This is a genomic window from Aeromonas sp. s5, assembly GCF_040907865.1.
Taxonomy (GTDB): Bacteria; Pseudomonadota; Gammaproteobacteria; order Enterobacterales; family Aeromonadaceae; genus Aeromonas; species Aeromonas dhakensis.
The window spans coordinates 205447-220363 of sequence record NZ_JBFOCO010000022.1 but is presented as its reverse complement, the minus strand read 5'-3'; the positions used below and the strand labels follow the sequence as shown (position 1 = coordinate 220363).

The following is a 14917-nucleotide window of genomic DNA, read 5'->3' as shown; positions in this document are numbered from 1 at the left end:
TCATCGACGGGCCGCCCCTCTGTCATTTATCCCTTCGACTTGAAGTTCGCCGCTTCTATACCGTGCCGGTTCAACAGCTTGTAGAAGTCGGTGCGGTTTCTGCCCGCCATGCTGGCCGCCAGGGTGACATTGCCCTCGGTGGTGCGCAGCAGCCGGATCAGATACTCCTTCTCGAACTCGGCCCGCGCCTCGTTGAACGAGGGGATGCCACCACTGCCGCCACTCAGGGCAGACTCCACCATGGCTGCGCCGATCACCGGGCTGCAACAGAGGCTGGCCAGCTGCTCCACCACGCTGTAGAGCTGGCGCACGTTGCCGGGCCAGGCCGCCGCCGCCAGCAGCGCCAGCGCCTCCGGCGAGAAGCCGAGGGCGGCGCACTCGCCGTGACGGCTGCGATACTCATCCAGCGCCTGCCTGGCCAGCAAGGGGATATCCTCGCTGCGGGCACTGAGGGGTGGCATTGTGATGTTGGCCACGTTGAGCCGATAGAAGAGATCTTCCCGAAAGCGCCCCTCCTCCATCGCCGCCACCAGATCCTGATGGCTGGAGCTGATGACCCGCACCTCAGGCGTGCCTTGGCCGTACTCCTGCAATACCTGCAGCAGCTTGGCCTGCAGCGACTCCGACAGATCCCCTATCTCGTCAAGAAACAGGGTCGCACCCTTGGCCTGCTCAAACAGGCCGGACTGGCCATCCTCGCCGAACAGCTGCAGATCCAGCGCCGCCCAGGGCAGCGCGGCACAGTTGATCACATACAGCGGCTGATCACGCCGGCTGCTGGCCTGGTGCAGGGCCTGGGTCATCACCCCCTTGCCGGAACCGGAAGGGCCCATGATCAGCACCGGCACCTCCATGGTGGCGATGCTGCTGGCCTGGATCAGCAACTGCTCCATCTGCGGGTTGCGGGTCAGGATCAGCGACTGCCACTCCTGGCGCTGCTTTGGGCGCGTCAGGCTCAGCGCATGCTCTATGGTGGCGAACAGCTCGTCCTTGTCGATGGGCTTGGTCAGAAAGCTGAACACCCCGGAGCGGGTCGCCTGAATGGCGTCCGGGATGGTGCCGTGGGCGGTCATGATGATGACCGGCAGCCCCAACCACTGGGACTGGATCCGCTCGAACAGCGCCAGCCCGTCCATGCCGGCCATGCGCAAGTCGCTCAGCACCAGATCGGCCCGTTGCTGGCGCAGCCGGTCCAGCGCCCCTTCGGCACTGTCGGCGGTATCCACCTCATAACCCTGGCTGCGCAGACGCATACTCATCAGCTTGAGCAGGCTGGCATCATCATCAACCAGCAGGATGCGACTCATTTCAGCGCCTCGCCGTTGCCGTTCAGCTTGCGCTGATTGAGTTGTTCATCGATGGCGGAGAGCTGCTCGATCTGGCGGCGCAGACGCTGCACCTCCTGACTCTGATCGTCGCGCCGGCTGTCACGGGCCAGCAGCTCCTCGCCGAGGGCAATCCAGCTGCGCAGGAAGGCCTGGGCATCCAGGCCGAGCTCGGGCAGCAGGCTCTTGAGCTTGTCCAGACCGGCTCGCCGGCTGGCCACCGATTCGGATGGGTGGGTGTTGACCATGGCCAGGCTGACCCGGCTCTCGAGGTCGGTAGCCCCCTTGAGGCGCTGGCGCTCCTGAGCCCGTTGCTGGGCATGGCTGGCCAGCAGCCAGTCCGAGTATTGCAGGCGCACCTGCATCTCCTTGTTGGCAAACTCCATCCGCTTGGCGAGGGCAAGATCCGGCGACGCCGCCGGGTCACGCGCTGGCAGCAGGGAACAGCCTGTGAGCAGGCTCATCATCAATACCGGAACAACACATTGTTTCATCTTGGGCTTCACTTCAACGTCAACCGGAAACAGACATCCGCCTGTTCATCTTCAACCAATACCAACTCGCCGCCAAGGCTCATCGCCGATTCCCGGGCGATGGAGAGCCCCATTCCGGAGCCTTTCAGCAAGCCCTGGCGCACAATACTGCCCTGCTCGAAGGGTTCGAAGATCCGCTCCCGTTCGGCCACGGGAATGGCGGGCCCCTCGTTGGCCACCTCCAGCCAGCTGCCGTTGTCATCCTGCCCGGCGCGGATCCAGATCTGCCCCCCCTTGGCGCCGTAGCTGACCGCATTGGAGAACAGATTATCGAGGATCAGCCGCAAGCGATATGGCTCCGCTTTCAGCGTGATCGGATCGGTCGGCAAGTGTACACTGATTTGTTTGGATTCCAGCGCCAGCCGGTATTCTGCAGATAATTCTGACAGCAGGGGCGCCAGCGCCACCGGCATCAAAGTGAACACCTCCTGCTGGCTGAGCCGGTTGAAATCGAGCAGCCGCTCAATAAGGGTCTGCAGGCGCCGGCTGTTCTCCTCCAGCATCTGGCAGATCTCCTGCTGATCCTGGGTGAGCGGCCCTACAAGCTGCTCGGAGAGCAGATCCGCCCCCTCCCGCAGCACCGCCAGCGGGGTCTTCAGCTCGTGGGAAACGTGGCGCAGGAACTGGTATTTCTGCTGTTCCAGCTCCTTCAGTTTGTCGTGCAGCCAGCCGATCCGCTCCCCCAGCAGCACCAGTTCGGCCGGCCCGTCCACCGGTCGCTTGTCCGGCTCCACACCGGCCCCCAGACTCAAGATCCGCGACTCAATCTGACGCACGGGGTGGATGATCAGGTAGGTAAACAGCAATACCAGCAGCAGGCTGAGCACTGCCACGAAACCGCTGACCCACCAGATCTCGGTCATCAGGGCGGCGATGGTGGCCCGCACCTTGCTGACGTGATCGTCTACCTGACTGCGAGTGATGATCTCGAGCTGCTGGTTGGCCTCGTTGAACTCGTCAAACTTGGGGCTGTTTGATTCGGCCTTGGCACGGGCGAGATCCTGCAGGCTGTCGAGCCAGACGAGGGCCTGCTCGATGCTTCCATAAGCCTCGGCGTCAGGAATGGAACTCTGGTGGGCGGCCAGCTGGTCGCGGTAGCTCGCCAGCTGCTGCTGGTAACTGGTCAGGATGCGCTCATCCCCGAGCACCGCATAACGGCGCAGGGTGCGCTCAAGATCGATGGCCTGGGTGGTCAGCAGAGTGGCCCGGCGGGTATCGCGCACCGCCCGCTCCAGCTCATCGCTGGTCAACTGGCTGAGGTGGTCAAGGGCCTGGCTGTCATGCCAGATCATGCCGCCCAGCGGCATCAATACCAGGACGAACCCCATCAATACCACTTGCAGCAGGGAGCGTGGGCGTACCTTGGTCATCTTGTGCGGTCTCACTTCATCTGGGGTGGGTCAGCATATCCGCACTCCCCCAAAAAGCAAAACCGGCCAGAAGGCCGGTTCATGCTCTCTTCCGGGGTCATGCCAGACCCACGGATACCACACAGATAATCAGGATCATGGCCAACGCACCCGAGGCGGTCAGCAGTGCCCATTTCAGTTCCACACTCATGCAAATCTCCTTTCTTGCCAAGATGATAGAGCCTGATCACAACAGACAAACAGATGTTAATGCATAGTTAAGCCGATAACCGTGAGCTGTGTAAGAATTTCAGATGAGCCCTATCAAAGGACTGATGACATGTTCTATCTGTGTAGCATAGGGTCGAATCTTGACCCCCACCAGCATGTCGGCCAGGCAGTGGCCGAGCTGCTTGCCCACTTTGGCCGCCTGCGGCTCAGTTCGGTGATCCAGACCAAGCCGGTCGGCATGCATTCAAGCCATGACTTTCTCAACTGCCTGTTTGTCGCCGAGAGCGAGCTGGCTCAGCCCAGACTCAAGGCACACTTCATCGCCATGGAGCTGGCCCACGGCCGGGATCGCAGCGATCCGCACTGCAAGGTGCGGGACCGTCCGCTGGACATCGACATCCTGGCCAGCAGCGAGGACGACGACTTCTCCGCCGCCCAAGTTGACGCCTATCTCGACGAGCTGTTGGCAGAACTCTACGGCAAAGGAGAGGTGCACGACCCCAAGGTGACCCTGCCGCTGCACACCCGGCTGATGGCGGGCAAGGTGATCGAGGAGGGGCAGGTCGGCCTGGCCCCCGTCGCCCTGCAGCGCGACATGGCCATCCCCTGTTGATGGCTAGATGACGGCCAGACTGCGGCCACCATCCACCCGGATGCTGGCCCCGGTCATGTAGTCGTTCTGCATCAGCAACTGCACCGCCTGCCAGATGGGCGCCAGCCCCCCTTCCCGCGCCAGCGGCGTCTTCGCCAGCACCTGTTCACGCCACGCATCCCCATGCTCGTCGAGAAACAGAATGGGGCCAGGCTCTATGGTGTTGACCCGGATGGCCGGCGCCAGCTCGCGGGCAAAGCTCATGGCGAGCGAATGGGCCCCCGCCTTGGTGGCCACATAGCTGGCGAACTGGGGCGCCGGGGCGTGGATATAGATGTCGGTGATGTGGATGATGCTGGCGTTGGGATGGCGCGCCAGCTGAGGGGCCAGCCCCCGGTTGAGCTGGAAAGGGGCCGCCATGTGCACCCGGTAGAATTGATCAAACTGGGCCAGCTGGGCCGCCGGCTCGCTCGCCTGCGGCTCAAAGGCCGAGGCGTTGTGGATCACCAGCGCCAGATCCGGCTGGGAGGCCAGCACCTCGATGAGCCGGCCCACCTCTTGCTCCCGGTTGAAGTCGGCCTGCACCAGCGTCACCCCCAGCGCCCGCAACCGCGCCAGCTCCGGTCGCTCGCTGCGATAGCTGCCGGTTACCTGCCAGCCTGCCGCCACCAGCTGTTCGCACAGATAGAAACCGAGCCGACGGCCACATCCTGTCACCAATGCACGCATAATCCCTCCTCTCTTATCCGCAGGAATGCCTATCGATCCCCACGGCACAAGCCATTGGCCGTTGCCGCCATCCGGCGGGCATAGTGGCCCCATCATCACCTTACGGAGCCACTTCCATGTTGCAGATCCGCGATCACATGAGCCGTCTGACCCACTCCCTCACCCCGCAGCTCGGCCTGGCCGAGGCGCTGGACCGACTGCATGACGCCGGCCTGAGCGGCCTGCCGGTGCTGGACCCGCAGCAGCAGCTGATCGGGTTTCTCTCCGAGCAGGATTGCATCCCGAGCCTGCTCACCGGCAGCTATCACTGCGATACCCGCACCCGGGTGGAAGACCTGATGAACCGAACCCCGCTCTCGGTCAGCCCGGACGACAGCATACTGGAGCTGGCCCGCCAGATGACCGGGGCCAAACCCAAGGTCTATCCGGTGCTGGAGGGGAACCGGGTCGTTGGCATCATCAACCGCCGGCAGGTGATGCAGGCCCTCAACGCACAGATGAAGGCCTGCCTGCCCACCTAAATCTGGTAACGCCCCTTGTCGCCGATATCGAAGTGCAGGGGCATGCGCCATTTTGCCAGCGCGAGCAGAGTAAGCAGCGCTCCACACACCAGCGCCACCAGGGCGGCGGCCCAGCCGATGCCGGTCAGCTCCAGCAGCCACAACAGGGGCAGCAGCAGGGGCACCGCCCTGATCCCCGGAATGGCGAAGCAGAACTGCTCCTTGAAGGCCAGTCCCGCCAGCGTGGCAAGGGCCGCTCCCAGCACCAGCACATCCGGCGCCCCGCTCGCACTGAGCAACAGGGCGCCCCAGCCCAGCCCCTGCAGCAAGAAGCGAATGCGCTTGTCATAGACATGCAGGCACAGGCCGCATACCCCGCTGGCCACGGCCAGCGCCGTCAGCCACTGTGCCGGCGTCAAAAAATCCTGCCCGATCAGCAAGCTTGCCCCTCGACACAGCAGCAGCAAGGCTGCCAGACTCAAGCCCAGGCGATAGAGGCAGACCGACAGCCTGTCGATGCCGTCCAGCTCGCTTTCAATTTCAGGGTTTGCCATATACAGTCGCCTCTACTAATCAGGGGCAACCCAATATACTGGTATCAGGTGCCAAATAATCTTCAAATGGGTTCAGGAGAGGTAGTTTGCGTGTAATCCACCTGCTTTGGCTACTGTTCCCGCTCAGCCCCTTTGCCAGGGAGCTGATCGTCTGTGGCACGATGGAACCCCCGCTCAAATACCTCGATGCCGCTCAGCAGCCCAGAGGGCTCGATGTCGACATCGTCACCGCCATCTTTGGCAGACTCAAGATCCCCATCAAGATCGAACTGGCCGATTCCGGTGCCCGTCTCACCCGCAACGCAGAAACCGGTGTTTGCGATGTGGTGATGACCCACTCCTACAAGGCGGAGCGGGAACGCTACCTCATCTACCCCCAGCAGGCCCATATCCGCCACAGCTGGCACTTTTTCGTGCGCAAGGCCGACCTGCTGAAGATCCGCTACGAGACGCTGAGCGATCTGAAACCCTGGCGCATCGGGGTGACCAAGGATTTCTCCTACACCCCCGAGCTGGCCGCCGCCCTCACCGATCCCTCCTATCACTTCCAGGAGATCACCATGAACCAGCTGCAGCTGCGCAAGCTGCTGGCCGGGCGGATCGATACGGTCCCCATGCCGCTGGTCACCGCCTTCGCCCAGATCAGGGAAGAGGGGCTGGAGGGCAAGCTCGACTACCTGCCCAAACCGCTCAAGAGCAGCCCCTACTTCAACACCTGGGCCCGCGCCCGCGCCGACCAGAATACCCCGGCCCAGATGGCGGCCTATGACGCCGAGCTGCTGCGCATGAAACGCGACGGCCGGCTCAAGGCCCTCTACGAAAAGTACGGCATCCCCTATATCGAACCCTGATCGGCCGGTCAGGGCTTCATATCCCACAAGCTCGAGTTTTGCTGCGAGACAAGCGTCTCGCAGCCCCCTCATGCAACCCGGCTCAAGGTTTCACATCCCGCAGGATCGGGTTCTGCAGCGAGATCAGCGTCTCGGTGGACTGTATCTCGTCGATGGTCTGGATCTTGTGGATCAGCACGGTCTGCAACTCGTCGATGGAGCGGGTCATCACCTTCATGAAGATGCTGTAGTGGCCCGTGGTGTAGTAGGCCTCCACCACCTCGTCCAGCGCCTGCAGCTTGGCCAGCGCCGACGGGTAGTCCTTGGCGCTCTTGAGGTTGATCCCGATGAAGCAGCAGACGTCGTAACCCAGCTTCTTCGGGTTCACCTGCACCCGCGTACCCTCGATGATCCCCGCCTGCTTCATCTTCTCCACCCGCACATGGATGGTGCCCGGGCTGACCAGCAGTTGTTTGGCCAGCTCGGCGTAAGGCAGCCGTGCATTCTCCATCAGGGCGGTGAGGATGGCCTGATCGAGATTATCGATCCGATAATTTTCCGGCACTTTTTTGCACTCCCTTTGATGATTCATCATTAATCACCCGTGTATTTTGAAGAAAAAAATACACAAAGCCTATTTCTATTATCGAATATTGAATTTAGTTGGCAATCTGTTGAAGAATCCTCACATCCAACGGGTTCAAGACAGGTATTCAGCATGAAACAGCACTACATTCGCAGCCAGCAACAGATCAGCTTCGTCAAAGAGATGTTCTCCCGCCAACTCGCCCAACAACTGGGTCTGATGGAGGTACAAGCCCCCATCCTGAGCCGGGTCGGTGATGGCACTCAAGACAACCTCTCTGGCCACGAGAATGCGGTGCAGGTCAAGGTGAAGACCCTGCCTGAGCACAGCTACGAAGTGGTGCACTCACTGGCCAAATGGAAGCGCCAGACCCTGGGCCGCTTTGGCTTCGGTCCGGGCGAAGGCATCTACACCCACATGAAGGCACTGCGTCCGGACGAGGATCGCCTCACCCCCATCCACTCCGTCTACGTGGATCAGTGGGACTGGGAGAAGGTGATGCCGAGCGAGCGCCGCGATCTGGCCTACCTGCAGGAGACGGTGCGTGGCATCTGGGCCGCCATCAAGGCCACCGAGCGCGCGGTTTGTGCCGAACATGAGCTGACCCCCTTCCTGCCGGCCGAAATCCAGTTCGTGCACAGCGAAGAGCTGCTGACCCGCTACCCGGATCTCGACGCCAAGGGGCGCGAGCGGGCCATCGCCAAGGAGCTGGGTGCCGTGTTCCTGATCGGTATCGGCGGTGCCCTCTCCCACGGCGAGCGCCACGACGTGCGTGCCCCGGACTACGACGACTGGAGCAGCCACAGCGAGCTGGGTCTGGCCGGTCTGAACGGTGACATCCTGGTGTGGAACCCGGTGCTGCAGGACAGCTTCGAGATCTCCTCCATGGGGATCCGGGTCGACGCCGAGGCGCTGCGCCGCCAGCTCGCCATCACAGGTGACGAGGATCGCCTGCAGTACGACTGGCACCAGGATCTGCTGGCCGCACGGATGCCGCAAACCATCGGCGGCGGCATCGGCCAATCCCGTCTGGCCATGCTGCTGCTGCAAAAAGAGCACATAGGTCAGGTCCAGGTCGGCGTCTGGCCGGCCGAGATGAAGGCCGCCGTGCAAGGCATGCTGTAACGAATGAAGGCCAGGCCGGCGCGATCGCCGCCGGCATGGCGACAAGCAAGTGGCCGTCGGGGTTGAGCGAGCGCAACCCCGGCAGGCTGTAAGAGGCAAGACCGGCAGCGGCCTTGCTTCGCCATCGGGGGCTTGCCCCTGCGACCCGCTCAACCCACGTCAGGTCGCTTCACTACATTCCTCCCGGCAATCTTCGGATTGCCGTTTTTTTTACGCCGAAAACCGGTATTCGAAACCGGCTCCGATCTGGCACTGGCGCGGCAAATCCGCTTTCCTGCTGCCGGTGCAGTGGCAGGCAAACAGCTTCTCCACCGCCTCCTCCTGCAGATAGGCGCCAAGCGCCGCCGCCCGCTGCGGACCGGAAAACTTCAGGTGCAGACCACCGATGACGGCGTGGATCCGCTCATCGCCACACACCTCCCTGGCCCGCTCGATGATGTTCTCGGTCCCGGCGTGACCACAGCCGATAAAGACGATCAGCCCCTGCTCACTCTTGTAGGCCAGCGCGGAATCGTCGCTGATAAGGTCTTTCTCCACCCGTCCGTCCCGCATGATGTAGCCAAGCAGCGAGGGGGTGGCCCGCTCGCGCCGCGCTATGCTGCCGAGGAACACCAGACGCTCCGAGAGCCACACCGGCTCGGCCGAGCAGTGGGAGAGCAAGCCTCTGGCCGCCAGCGACTCCCGCTCCAGCCCTCCCGACAGGCGATAGAGGTTGCGCCGCCAGAAGGGAAGCGGCAGGAAGTAGCCCCGCTCGCAGAACACGTCCGGACAGGCGATGAGAGGAATGGGAGTCGGATAGACGGGCAGCGAGCCTACCCCGCCCACATGGTCGTAATGACCGTGAGAGAGCACCACATGGGTGAGCGAGGCGAGATCGATCCCCATCACGGCGGCATTGTGGCGCAGCGCCCGGCCACGGCCGCTGTCAAACAGCACCCTGAGGCCGTCGCACTCCAGCAGCAGCGACAGCCCCTTTTCGGGCAGGCAGCCAGGCAGATGGACATCGTCATCCACCAGTACGGAAAAGGTGAGCATTCAATTACCCCTCAAAAAAACGCAGGCTCGGGGCCTGCGTTTTTATCAGCGATCCAGTTATTGGGTCATGGTGAGGCCGTTGCTGTCGGCCCCCAGCAACAGTTTCTTGCCGGGGACGATGCGGCCGGAGAGCAGCGCCTGTGCCAGCGGGTTCTCCACCTTGTGCTGGATCGCCCGCTTGAGGGGACGCGCCCCGTAGACGGGGTCGAACCCGGCGTGCACCAGCTTGTTCAGCAGCGCTTCGCTCACTTCCACCTCGTAGCCCTGGGCCTCCAGCCGGCTCATCAGGCTCTTGAGCTGGATGCGGGCGATGGACTTGATGTGCTCCTCGCCGAGCGGGTGGAACACCACTGTCTCGTCGATCCGGTTGATGAACTCCGGCCGGAAACTGCGTGCCAGCACCTCCATCAGCATGGCCTTCATCTCGTCGTAATCCTTCTCGGAGTGGTGCTCCTGAATCAGATCCGACCCCAGGTTGGAGGTCATGATGACCACTGTGTTGCGGAAGTCCACGGTGCGACCCTGGCCATCGGTCAGCCGGCCGTCATCCAGCACCTGCAGCAGGATGTTGAACACGTCCGGGTGGGCCTTCTCCACCTCGTCCAGCAGGATCACCGAGTAGGGGCGACGACGCACCGCCTCGGTCAGATAACCGCCTTCTTCATAACCCACGTAGCCAGGAGGCGCCCCCACCAGACGGGCCACGCTGTGTTTCTCCATGAACTCGGACATGTCGATCCGCACCATGGCGTCCTGGGTATCGAACAGGAACTCGGCCAGCGCCTTGCACAGTTCGGTCTTGCCCACCCCGGTGGGCCCGAGGAACAGGAAGGAGCCGATGGGGCGGTTCGGGTCTGATAGACCTGCGCGGGAGCGGCGAATGGCGTTGGAGACCGCTTCGACCGCTTCCTCCTGGCCGATCACCCGACTGTGCAGCTGATCTTCCATCCGCAGCAGTTTCTCGCGCTCCCCTTCCAGCATGCGGGCCACCGGAATCCCAGTCCAGCGTGCCAGCACGTCTGCGATCTCCACGTCGGTGACCCGGTTGCGCAGCAGGCTGGTCTCCTGCATCTCGGCCTGGGTGGCGAGATCCAGCTGTTTCTCCAGCTCCGGAATGCGGCCGTACTGCAGCTCGGACATGCGGCCCAAGTCCCCTGCGCGGCGAGCCACGTCGAGATCCTGACGGGCCTGCTCCAGCGCCGCCTTGATGTGCTGGGTGCCGGCGAGGGCGGCCTTCTCGGCCTTCCACACCTCTTCCAGCTCGTTGTATTCCCTATCCTTTTCGCCGATCTCCTGGTTGATCAGCTCGAGCCGTTTGCGGCTGGCGTCGTCATCCTCCTTCATCAGCGCCTGCTGTTCGAGTTTCAGCTGGATGATGCGCCGCTCGAGCCGGTCGAGGGACTCGGGCTTGGAGTCGATCTGCAGCCGGATGCTGGCCGCCGCCTCATCGATGAGGTCGATGGCCTTGTCCGGCAGCTGACGATCCGCGATGTAGCGGTGCGACAGCTGTGCCGCCGCCACGATGGCGGGGTCGGTGATCTGCACGTGGTGGTGCAGCTCGTAACGCTCCTTCAGGCCGCGCAGGATGGCGATGGTATCCTCCACGCTCGGCTCTTCCACCAGCACCTTCTGGAAGCGGCGCTCCAGCGCGGCATCCTTCTCGATGAACTGGCGATATTCATCGAGGGTGGTAGCCCCGACGCAGTGCAGTTCGCCCCGCGCCAGCGCCGGTTTGAGCATGTTGCCCGCGTCCATGGCCCCCTCGCCCTTGCCGGCGCCGACCATGGTGTGCAGCTCGTCGATGAAGAGGATGACGTTGCCCTCCTCCTTGGCCAGGTCGTTCAGCACCGCCTTGAGCCGTTCCTCGAACTCGCCGCGATACTTGGCACCGGCCACCAGGGCCCCCATGTCCAAGGAGAGCACCCGCTTGTTCTTCAGCCCCTCCGGCACCTCGCCGTTGATGATGCGCTGGGCCAGCCCCTCGACGATGGCAGTCTTGCCGACACCGGGAGCCCCGATCAGCACAGGGTTGTTCTTGGTGCGGCGTTGCAGCACCTGAATTGTGCGGCGAATTTCGTCATCCCGGCCGATCACCGGATCGAGCTTGCCGATCTCGGCCCGCTCGGTCAGATCGATGGTGTACTTCTCCAGCGCCTGGCGATTCTCCTCGGCGTTGGCATCCTCCACCTTCTTGCCGCCACGCACCTTGTCGATGGCCGCTTCGAGTTTCTCCTTGGTCAGCCCCTGGGCACGCAGCAGTTCGCCCAGCGTCCCCTTCTCGTCGAGGGCCGCCAGCACGAACAGTTCGGAGGAGATGAACTGATCCTTGCGCTGCTGGGCCAGCTTGTCGCAGACGTTGAGCAACCGGCCGAGGCCGTTGGAGAGCTGCACGTCCCCCTCCACGCCGCTGACACGGGGCAGGCGGTCGAGTTCTTCACCCAGACGCGAACGCAGGGCATTGATGTCCAGCCCGGTCAGGGTCAGCAACGGGCGAATGGAGCCGCCATCCTGATTGACCAGGGCGGTCATCAGGTGAACGGGTTCGATGAATTGGTGGTCACGACCCAGCGCAAGAGACTGGGCATCGGAAATAGCAATCTGGAATTTGCTGGTCAGGCGATCGAGGCGCATTGCACTCCCCCTTCAAACAGGCAGACGCCGCTTGCGCGGCAAACAACATAACTTTCTGAGATGAAAGATGAGGCCCGTACGGACTATTTCAAGGGGTGGGGCTGGTTATTTTTTCTGCAGATGCAGGCGTGAGGGGATCACGGCCCCTTGGCAAACAAGGGGCCGCTCAGTGTTTATTCGGCCAGCCAGATGATGGAAGTCATGCGGCCGGTCTGGCCGTCGCGACGATAAGAGTAGAACTGCTCGCTGTCGCTGAAGGTGCAGTGCTCGCCACCATATACGGCGGTGACGCCGGCGCGGGCGAGGCGCAGCCGGGCCAGCTGGTAGATGTCCGCCAGCCACTTGCCCTCGTTGGGCGAAGGCACAAACGCTGCCTCTGCTGCAGCCTGCTCCGCCATAAAGGCCTCGCGCACCTCGCCACCCACCTCGAAGGCCTGCGGGCCGATGGCCGGACCGAGCCAGGCCAGGATCTCGTCCGGCTCGCAACCCATGGCCGCGATGCTCGCTTCCAGCACGCCCCCCTGCAGCCCGCGCCAGCCGGCGTGAGCGGCGGCCACCACGGTGCCAGCCCGATCGCAGAACAGCACAGGCAGGCAGTCGGCAGTCATCACGATGCAGGCCTGCCCCGCGTCTCGGGCGCAGGCGGCATCCGCATCCGGTGCACAGCCATAATCGCTGCTGACGGGATGCACCTCGGTGCCGTGCACCTGGTTGAGCCAGTTGAGAGTGCCGGGGATGGAGGCCGCCTGCTGTAGCCGGGCCCGGTTGGCCTCGACCCTGGCCGGTTCGTCCCCCACGTGGGCCCCCAGGTTGAGGCCGGCAAAGACCCCCTCGCTGACGCCGCCGTCACGGGTGGTCGACAGGGCTCTGACCCTGGCCGGGGCCGGCCAGTCGGGTTCGATCCATTTCATCTGTGGCTCCTTTCGTTCATATGAAAACGGGGCCCCTTGGCTGCAACCAGTCAAGGGGCCCCATATCAGGTCATGCAGGGCGGGTTACGGCAGGAATCGTCGCAGAGCCGCCCTTTTCATCAGTTCCAGACCAGATCGTCCGGATTGGCGAGCGTATCAGCCCGCAGCACTTCCATCAGATCCAGCATGTCCTGCGGCGTCGGCGAGTGCCACTGCATCACCTCACCGGTGATGGGGTGAGCCAGCTGCAGCATGGTGGCGTGCAGCGCCTGGCGATGGAAGTTGCGCAGGGCCTCGGTCAGCTCGGGGATGGCGTTGCGCAACGGACGCAGGCGACCACCGTAGGCCGGATCACCCACCAGCGGGTGCTTGATGTGGGCCATGTGCACACGGATCTGGTGGGTACGACCGGTTTCCAGCCGCAACCGCAGCCGGGTGTGACCGCGGAACTTCTCGTGCACCCGGTAGTGAGTCACGGAAGGGCGGCCATTGGGCACCACGGCCATGTGGGTACGCTGGGTCGGGTGACGGCCGATGGGGGCATCGACGGTGCCGCCGGCGGTCATGTGACCGATGGCGATCGCTTCGTACTCACGGGTGATCTGGCGCGCCTGCAGCGCTTCCACCAGATGGGTCTGGGCCGGCACTGTCTTGGCGACCACCATCAGACCCGTGGTGTCTTTATCCAGACGGTGCACGATACCGGCGCGGGGCACTTCGGCGATGTCCGGGTAGCGGTGCAGCAGGGCGTTGAGGATGGTGCCATCGGGCGTACCGGCGCCCGGGTGAACCACCAGACCGGCCGGCTTGTCGATCACCAGAATGTGTTCATCTTCGTAAACGATGTTGAGCTCGATATCCTGCGCATCGAAGCGGGTGTCATCTTCCAGCTCGACATCCACATGTACCTTCTGCCCGGCCAGCACCTTCTCGCGCGGGGTATTGGCAACCTGACCATCCAGGGTCACTCTGTCCTGTAAAATCCACTCCTTGATGCGGGTGCGGGAGTAGTCTGGAAACAATTCGGCCAGGGCCTGGTCGAGTCGCTGCCCGAATTGGTGATCCTGGAATTCGCCTGTCAGTTCAATATGCTGGCTCATGTATGGTCTCTTGAGCGGGGGGTATCAATTCGAAATAATCCGGGTATTCTAGCTTTTCTTTTAGCCAAGCATAACGGATACTTTGCCAATTTCGTGGAAATGGACCGGATGTTGTTGATGGGAAAGAAGTCTCACCTGCTGATGTCACTCGCCTTGGTCGCTACCTTGATCACAGGCTGTTCCAGCACCAAACCCAAGGTACCGGACGAACCGCCGGAGACCCTGTACCAGAAAGCACGCGTCAAGCTGGATGCCGGTAACTACCTGAATGCTATCGAGTTACTGGAAGCGCTGGATTCTCGCTATCCTTTCGGTGCCTACTCCAACCAGGTTCAGCTCGACCTCATTTACGCCTACTACAAGCAGGATGACACTGCCCAGGCGATCGCCAATATCGACCGTTTTATCCGCCTCAACCCGGCGCATAAAAATATCGATTACGTCTTCTATATGCGCGGTCTGACCAACATGGCCGGCGATTACAACTTCTTCCAGGACTTCCTGGGCATCGATCGGGACGACAAAGACCCCTCCTATGCCCGTCAGGCCTTCCAGGATTTCAAGACCCTGTTGCAGAACTACCCCAACAGCGTCTACGCCGCCGATGCCCGTGCCCGCATGATCGGTCTGAAGAACCGGCTCGCCCGCTACGATCTGAGCGTGGCCGAGTACTATGTGAAGCGTGATGCGCTGATCGCCGCCGCCAACCGGGCCAAGCTGATCGTCGAGACCTATCCCGACACGGCCGAAACCGAGAAGGCGCTGGAGATCATGATCAACTCCTACGACACCCTGAAGATGCCGACCCTGGCCCAGCACGCCCGCGAAGTGCTGGCCAAGAACTACCCGGACAATCGTCTCGGTCGCAGCTGATCGCTTGCCGCAC

At 62.7% G+C, this 14917-nt stretch carries 16 protein-coding genes; 5 read left to right on the top strand and 11 right to left on the bottom strand.

The window, feature by feature from the left end:
- Nucleotides 1-26 precede the first annotated feature (26 nt).
- The 4 genes from AB5Y94_RS12800 to AB5Y94_RS12785 form a co-directional block, all read right to left on the bottom strand.
- Nucleotides 27-1307 (bottom strand): sigma 54-interacting transcriptional regulator, encoded by a 1281-nt coding sequence (locus AB5Y94_RS12800; RefSeq protein WP_017779308.1) that lies wholly within the window; start codon nt 1305-1307, stop codon nt 27-29.
- Nucleotides 1304-1819, bottom strand: coding sequence for a hypothetical protein (locus tag AB5Y94_RS12795; RefSeq protein ID WP_017764803.1), 516 nt, complete (start codon nt 1817-1819; stop codon nt 1304-1306). The genes AB5Y94_RS12800 and AB5Y94_RS12795 overlap by 4 nt, the downstream gene beginning before the upstream one ends.
- A gap of 8 nt (nt 1820-1827) precedes the next feature.
- Nucleotides 1828-3228 (bottom strand): sensor histidine kinase, encoded by a 1401-nt coding sequence (locus AB5Y94_RS12790; protein ID WP_368205692.1) that lies wholly within the window; start codon nt 3226-3228, stop codon nt 1828-1830.
- A 97-nt stretch (nt 3229-3325) separates the two neighbouring features.
- The gene (locus AB5Y94_RS12785) at nt 3326-3418 is read right to left on the bottom strand and encodes a YnhF family membrane protein (RefSeq protein ID WP_005306410.1); all 93 of its coding nucleotides are present in this window, start codon (nt 3416-3418) and stop codon (nt 3326-3328) included.
- Nucleotides 3419-3547: 129 nt separating this feature from the next.
- On the opposite strand from AB5Y94_RS12785, the gene AB5Y94_RS12780 reads away from it, so the two are divergent.
- The gene (locus AB5Y94_RS12780; RefSeq protein ID WP_043170621.1) at nt 3548-4051 is read left to right on the top strand and encodes a 2-amino-4-hydroxy-6-hydroxymethyldihydropteridine diphosphokinase; all 504 of its coding nucleotides are present in this window, start codon (nt 3548-3550) and stop codon (nt 4049-4051) included.
- Between the two features lie 3 nt (nt 4052-4054).
- Here the strand turns inward: AB5Y94_RS12780 and AB5Y94_RS12775 are convergent, their stop codons facing one another.
- Nucleotides 4055-4759 (bottom strand): SDR family oxidoreductase, encoded by a 705-nt coding sequence (locus AB5Y94_RS12775; RefSeq protein WP_043170620.1) that lies wholly within the window; start codon nt 4757-4759, stop codon nt 4055-4057.
- 116 nt (nt 4760-4875) lie between these two features.
- Between AB5Y94_RS12775 and AB5Y94_RS12770 the strand changes: the two genes are divergently transcribed.
- Nucleotides 4876-5280 carry a CBS domain-containing protein gene (locus AB5Y94_RS12770; protein WP_368205690.1) on the top strand — a complete coding sequence of 135 codons (405 nt, stop codon included), beginning with the start codon at nt 4876-4878 and terminating at the stop codon, nt 5278-5280.
- On the opposite strand, the gene AB5Y94_RS12765 is transcribed toward AB5Y94_RS12770, so the two are convergent.
- A complete protein-coding gene (locus AB5Y94_RS12765; RefSeq protein WP_290036535.1) occupies nt 5277-5813 on the bottom strand; it encodes a DUF2301 domain-containing membrane protein in 537 nt (178 codons plus the stop codon). The genes AB5Y94_RS12770 and AB5Y94_RS12765 overlap by 4 nt on opposite strands.
- 86 nt (nt 5814-5899) lie before the next feature.
- On the opposite strand from AB5Y94_RS12765, the gene AB5Y94_RS12760 reads away from it, so the two are divergent.
- Nucleotides 5900-6664, top strand: a complete 765-nt coding sequence (locus AB5Y94_RS12760) for a substrate-binding periplasmic protein (RefSeq protein WP_368205688.1) — start codon at nt 5900-5902, stop codon at nt 6662-6664.
- An 82-nt stretch (nt 6665-6746) separates the two neighbouring features.
- Here the strand turns inward: AB5Y94_RS12760 and asnC are convergent, their stop codons facing one another.
- Nucleotides 6747-7208: a transcriptional regulator AsnC gene (gene asnC / locus AB5Y94_RS12755; RefSeq protein WP_005306422.1), complete on the bottom strand. Its 462-nt coding sequence runs from the start codon at nt 7206-7208 to the stop codon at nt 6747-6749.
- 153 nt (nt 7209-7361) lie between these two features.
- Between asnC and asnA the strand changes: the two genes are divergently transcribed.
- Complete coding sequence (gene asnA, locus AB5Y94_RS12750; protein ID WP_024942111.1) at nt 7362-8354, top strand: aspartate--ammonia ligase; 993 nt, start codon at nt 7362-7364, stop codon at nt 8352-8354.
- Nucleotides 8355-8564: 210 nt separating this feature from the next.
- Here the strand turns inward: asnA and AB5Y94_RS12745 are convergent, their stop codons facing one another.
- From AB5Y94_RS12745 to rluD, 4 genes are all read right to left on the bottom strand, one after another.
- Nucleotides 8565-9389 (bottom strand): MBL fold metallo-hydrolase, encoded by an 825-nt coding sequence (locus AB5Y94_RS12745; protein WP_017781193.1) that lies wholly within the window; start codon nt 9387-9389, stop codon nt 8565-8567.
- Nucleotides 9390-9446: 57 nt separating this feature from the next.
- The gene (gene clpB / locus AB5Y94_RS12740) at nt 9447-12020 is read right to left on the bottom strand and encodes an ATP-dependent chaperone ClpB (RefSeq protein WP_010635822.1); all 2574 of its coding nucleotides are present in this window, start codon (nt 12018-12020) and stop codon (nt 9447-9449) included.
- Nucleotides 12021-12193: 173 nt separating this feature from the next.
- Nucleotides 12194-12931, bottom strand: coding sequence for a peptidoglycan editing factor PgeF (gene pgeF / locus AB5Y94_RS12735; RefSeq protein ID WP_368205687.1), 738 nt, complete (start codon nt 12929-12931; stop codon nt 12194-12196).
- 119 nt (nt 12932-13050) lie between these two features.
- On the bottom strand, nt 13051-14031 hold the full coding sequence (rluD, locus tag AB5Y94_RS12730) for a 23S rRNA pseudouridine(1911/1915/1917) synthase RluD (protein ID WP_010635820.1): 981 nt from the start codon (nt 14029-14031) through the stop codon (nt 13051-13053).
- 117 nt (nt 14032-14148) lie between these two features.
- On the opposite strand from rluD, the gene AB5Y94_RS12725 reads away from it, so the two are divergent.
- Entirely contained in the window at nt 14149-14904 is a 756-nt protein-coding gene (locus tag AB5Y94_RS12725) for an outer membrane protein assembly factor BamD (RefSeq protein WP_005306434.1), read from the top strand.
- The last annotated feature ends 13 nt before the right edge of the window (nt 14905-14917 follow it).

Bases quoted from the DNA above. Each gene is read 5' to 3' on its own strand.
- AB5Y94_RS12800 (WP_017779308.1), bottom strand. From the start codon at position 1,307: ATGAGTCGCATCCTGCTGGTTGATGATGATGCCAGCCTGCTCAAGCTG.
- AB5Y94_RS12795 (WP_017764803.1), bottom strand. From the start codon at position 1,819: ATGAAACAATGTGTTGTTCCGGTATTGATGATGAGCCTGCTCACAGGC.
- AB5Y94_RS12790 (WP_368205692.1), bottom strand. From the start codon at position 3,228: ATGACCAAGGTACGCCCACGCTCCCTGCTGCAAGTGGTATTGATGGGG.
- AB5Y94_RS12785 (WP_005306410.1), bottom strand. From the start codon at position 3,418: ATGAGTGTGGAACTGAAATGGGCACTGCTGACCGCCTCGGGTGCGTTG.
- AB5Y94_RS12780 (WP_043170621.1), top strand. From the start codon at position 3,548: ATGTTCTATCTGTGTAGCATAGGGTCGAATCTTGACCCCCACCAGCAT.
- AB5Y94_RS12775 (WP_043170620.1), bottom strand. From the start codon at position 4,759: ATGCGTGCATTGGTGACAGGATGTGGCCGTCGGCTCGGTTTCTATCTG.
- AB5Y94_RS12770 (WP_368205690.1), top strand. From the start codon at position 4,876: ATGTTGCAGATCCGCGATCACATGAGCCGTCTGACCCACTCCCTCACC.
- AB5Y94_RS12765 (WP_290036535.1), bottom strand. From the start codon at position 5,813: ATGGCAAACCCTGAAATTGAAAGCGAGCTGGACGGCATCGACAGGCTG.
- asnA (WP_024942111.1), top strand. From the start codon at position 7,362: ATGAAACAGCACTACATTCGCAGCCAGCAACAGATCAGCTTCGTCAAA.
- AB5Y94_RS12745 (WP_017781193.1), bottom strand. From the start codon at position 9,389: ATGCTCACCTTTTCCGTACTGGTGGATGACGATGTCCATCTGCCTGGC.
- clpB (WP_010635822.1), bottom strand. From the start codon at position 12,020: ATGCGCCTCGATCGCCTGACCAGCAAATTCCAGATTGCTATTTCCGAT.
- pgeF (WP_368205687.1), bottom strand. From the start codon at position 12,931: ATGAAATGGATCGAACCCGACTGGCCGGCCCCGGCCAGGGTCAGAGCC.
- rluD (WP_010635820.1), bottom strand. From the start codon at position 14,031: ATGAGCCAGCATATTGAACTGACAGGCGAATTCCAGGATCACCAATTC.
- AB5Y94_RS12725 (WP_005306434.1), top strand. From the start codon at position 14,149: ATGGGAAAGAAGTCTCACCTGCTGATGTCACTCGCCTTGGTCGCTACC.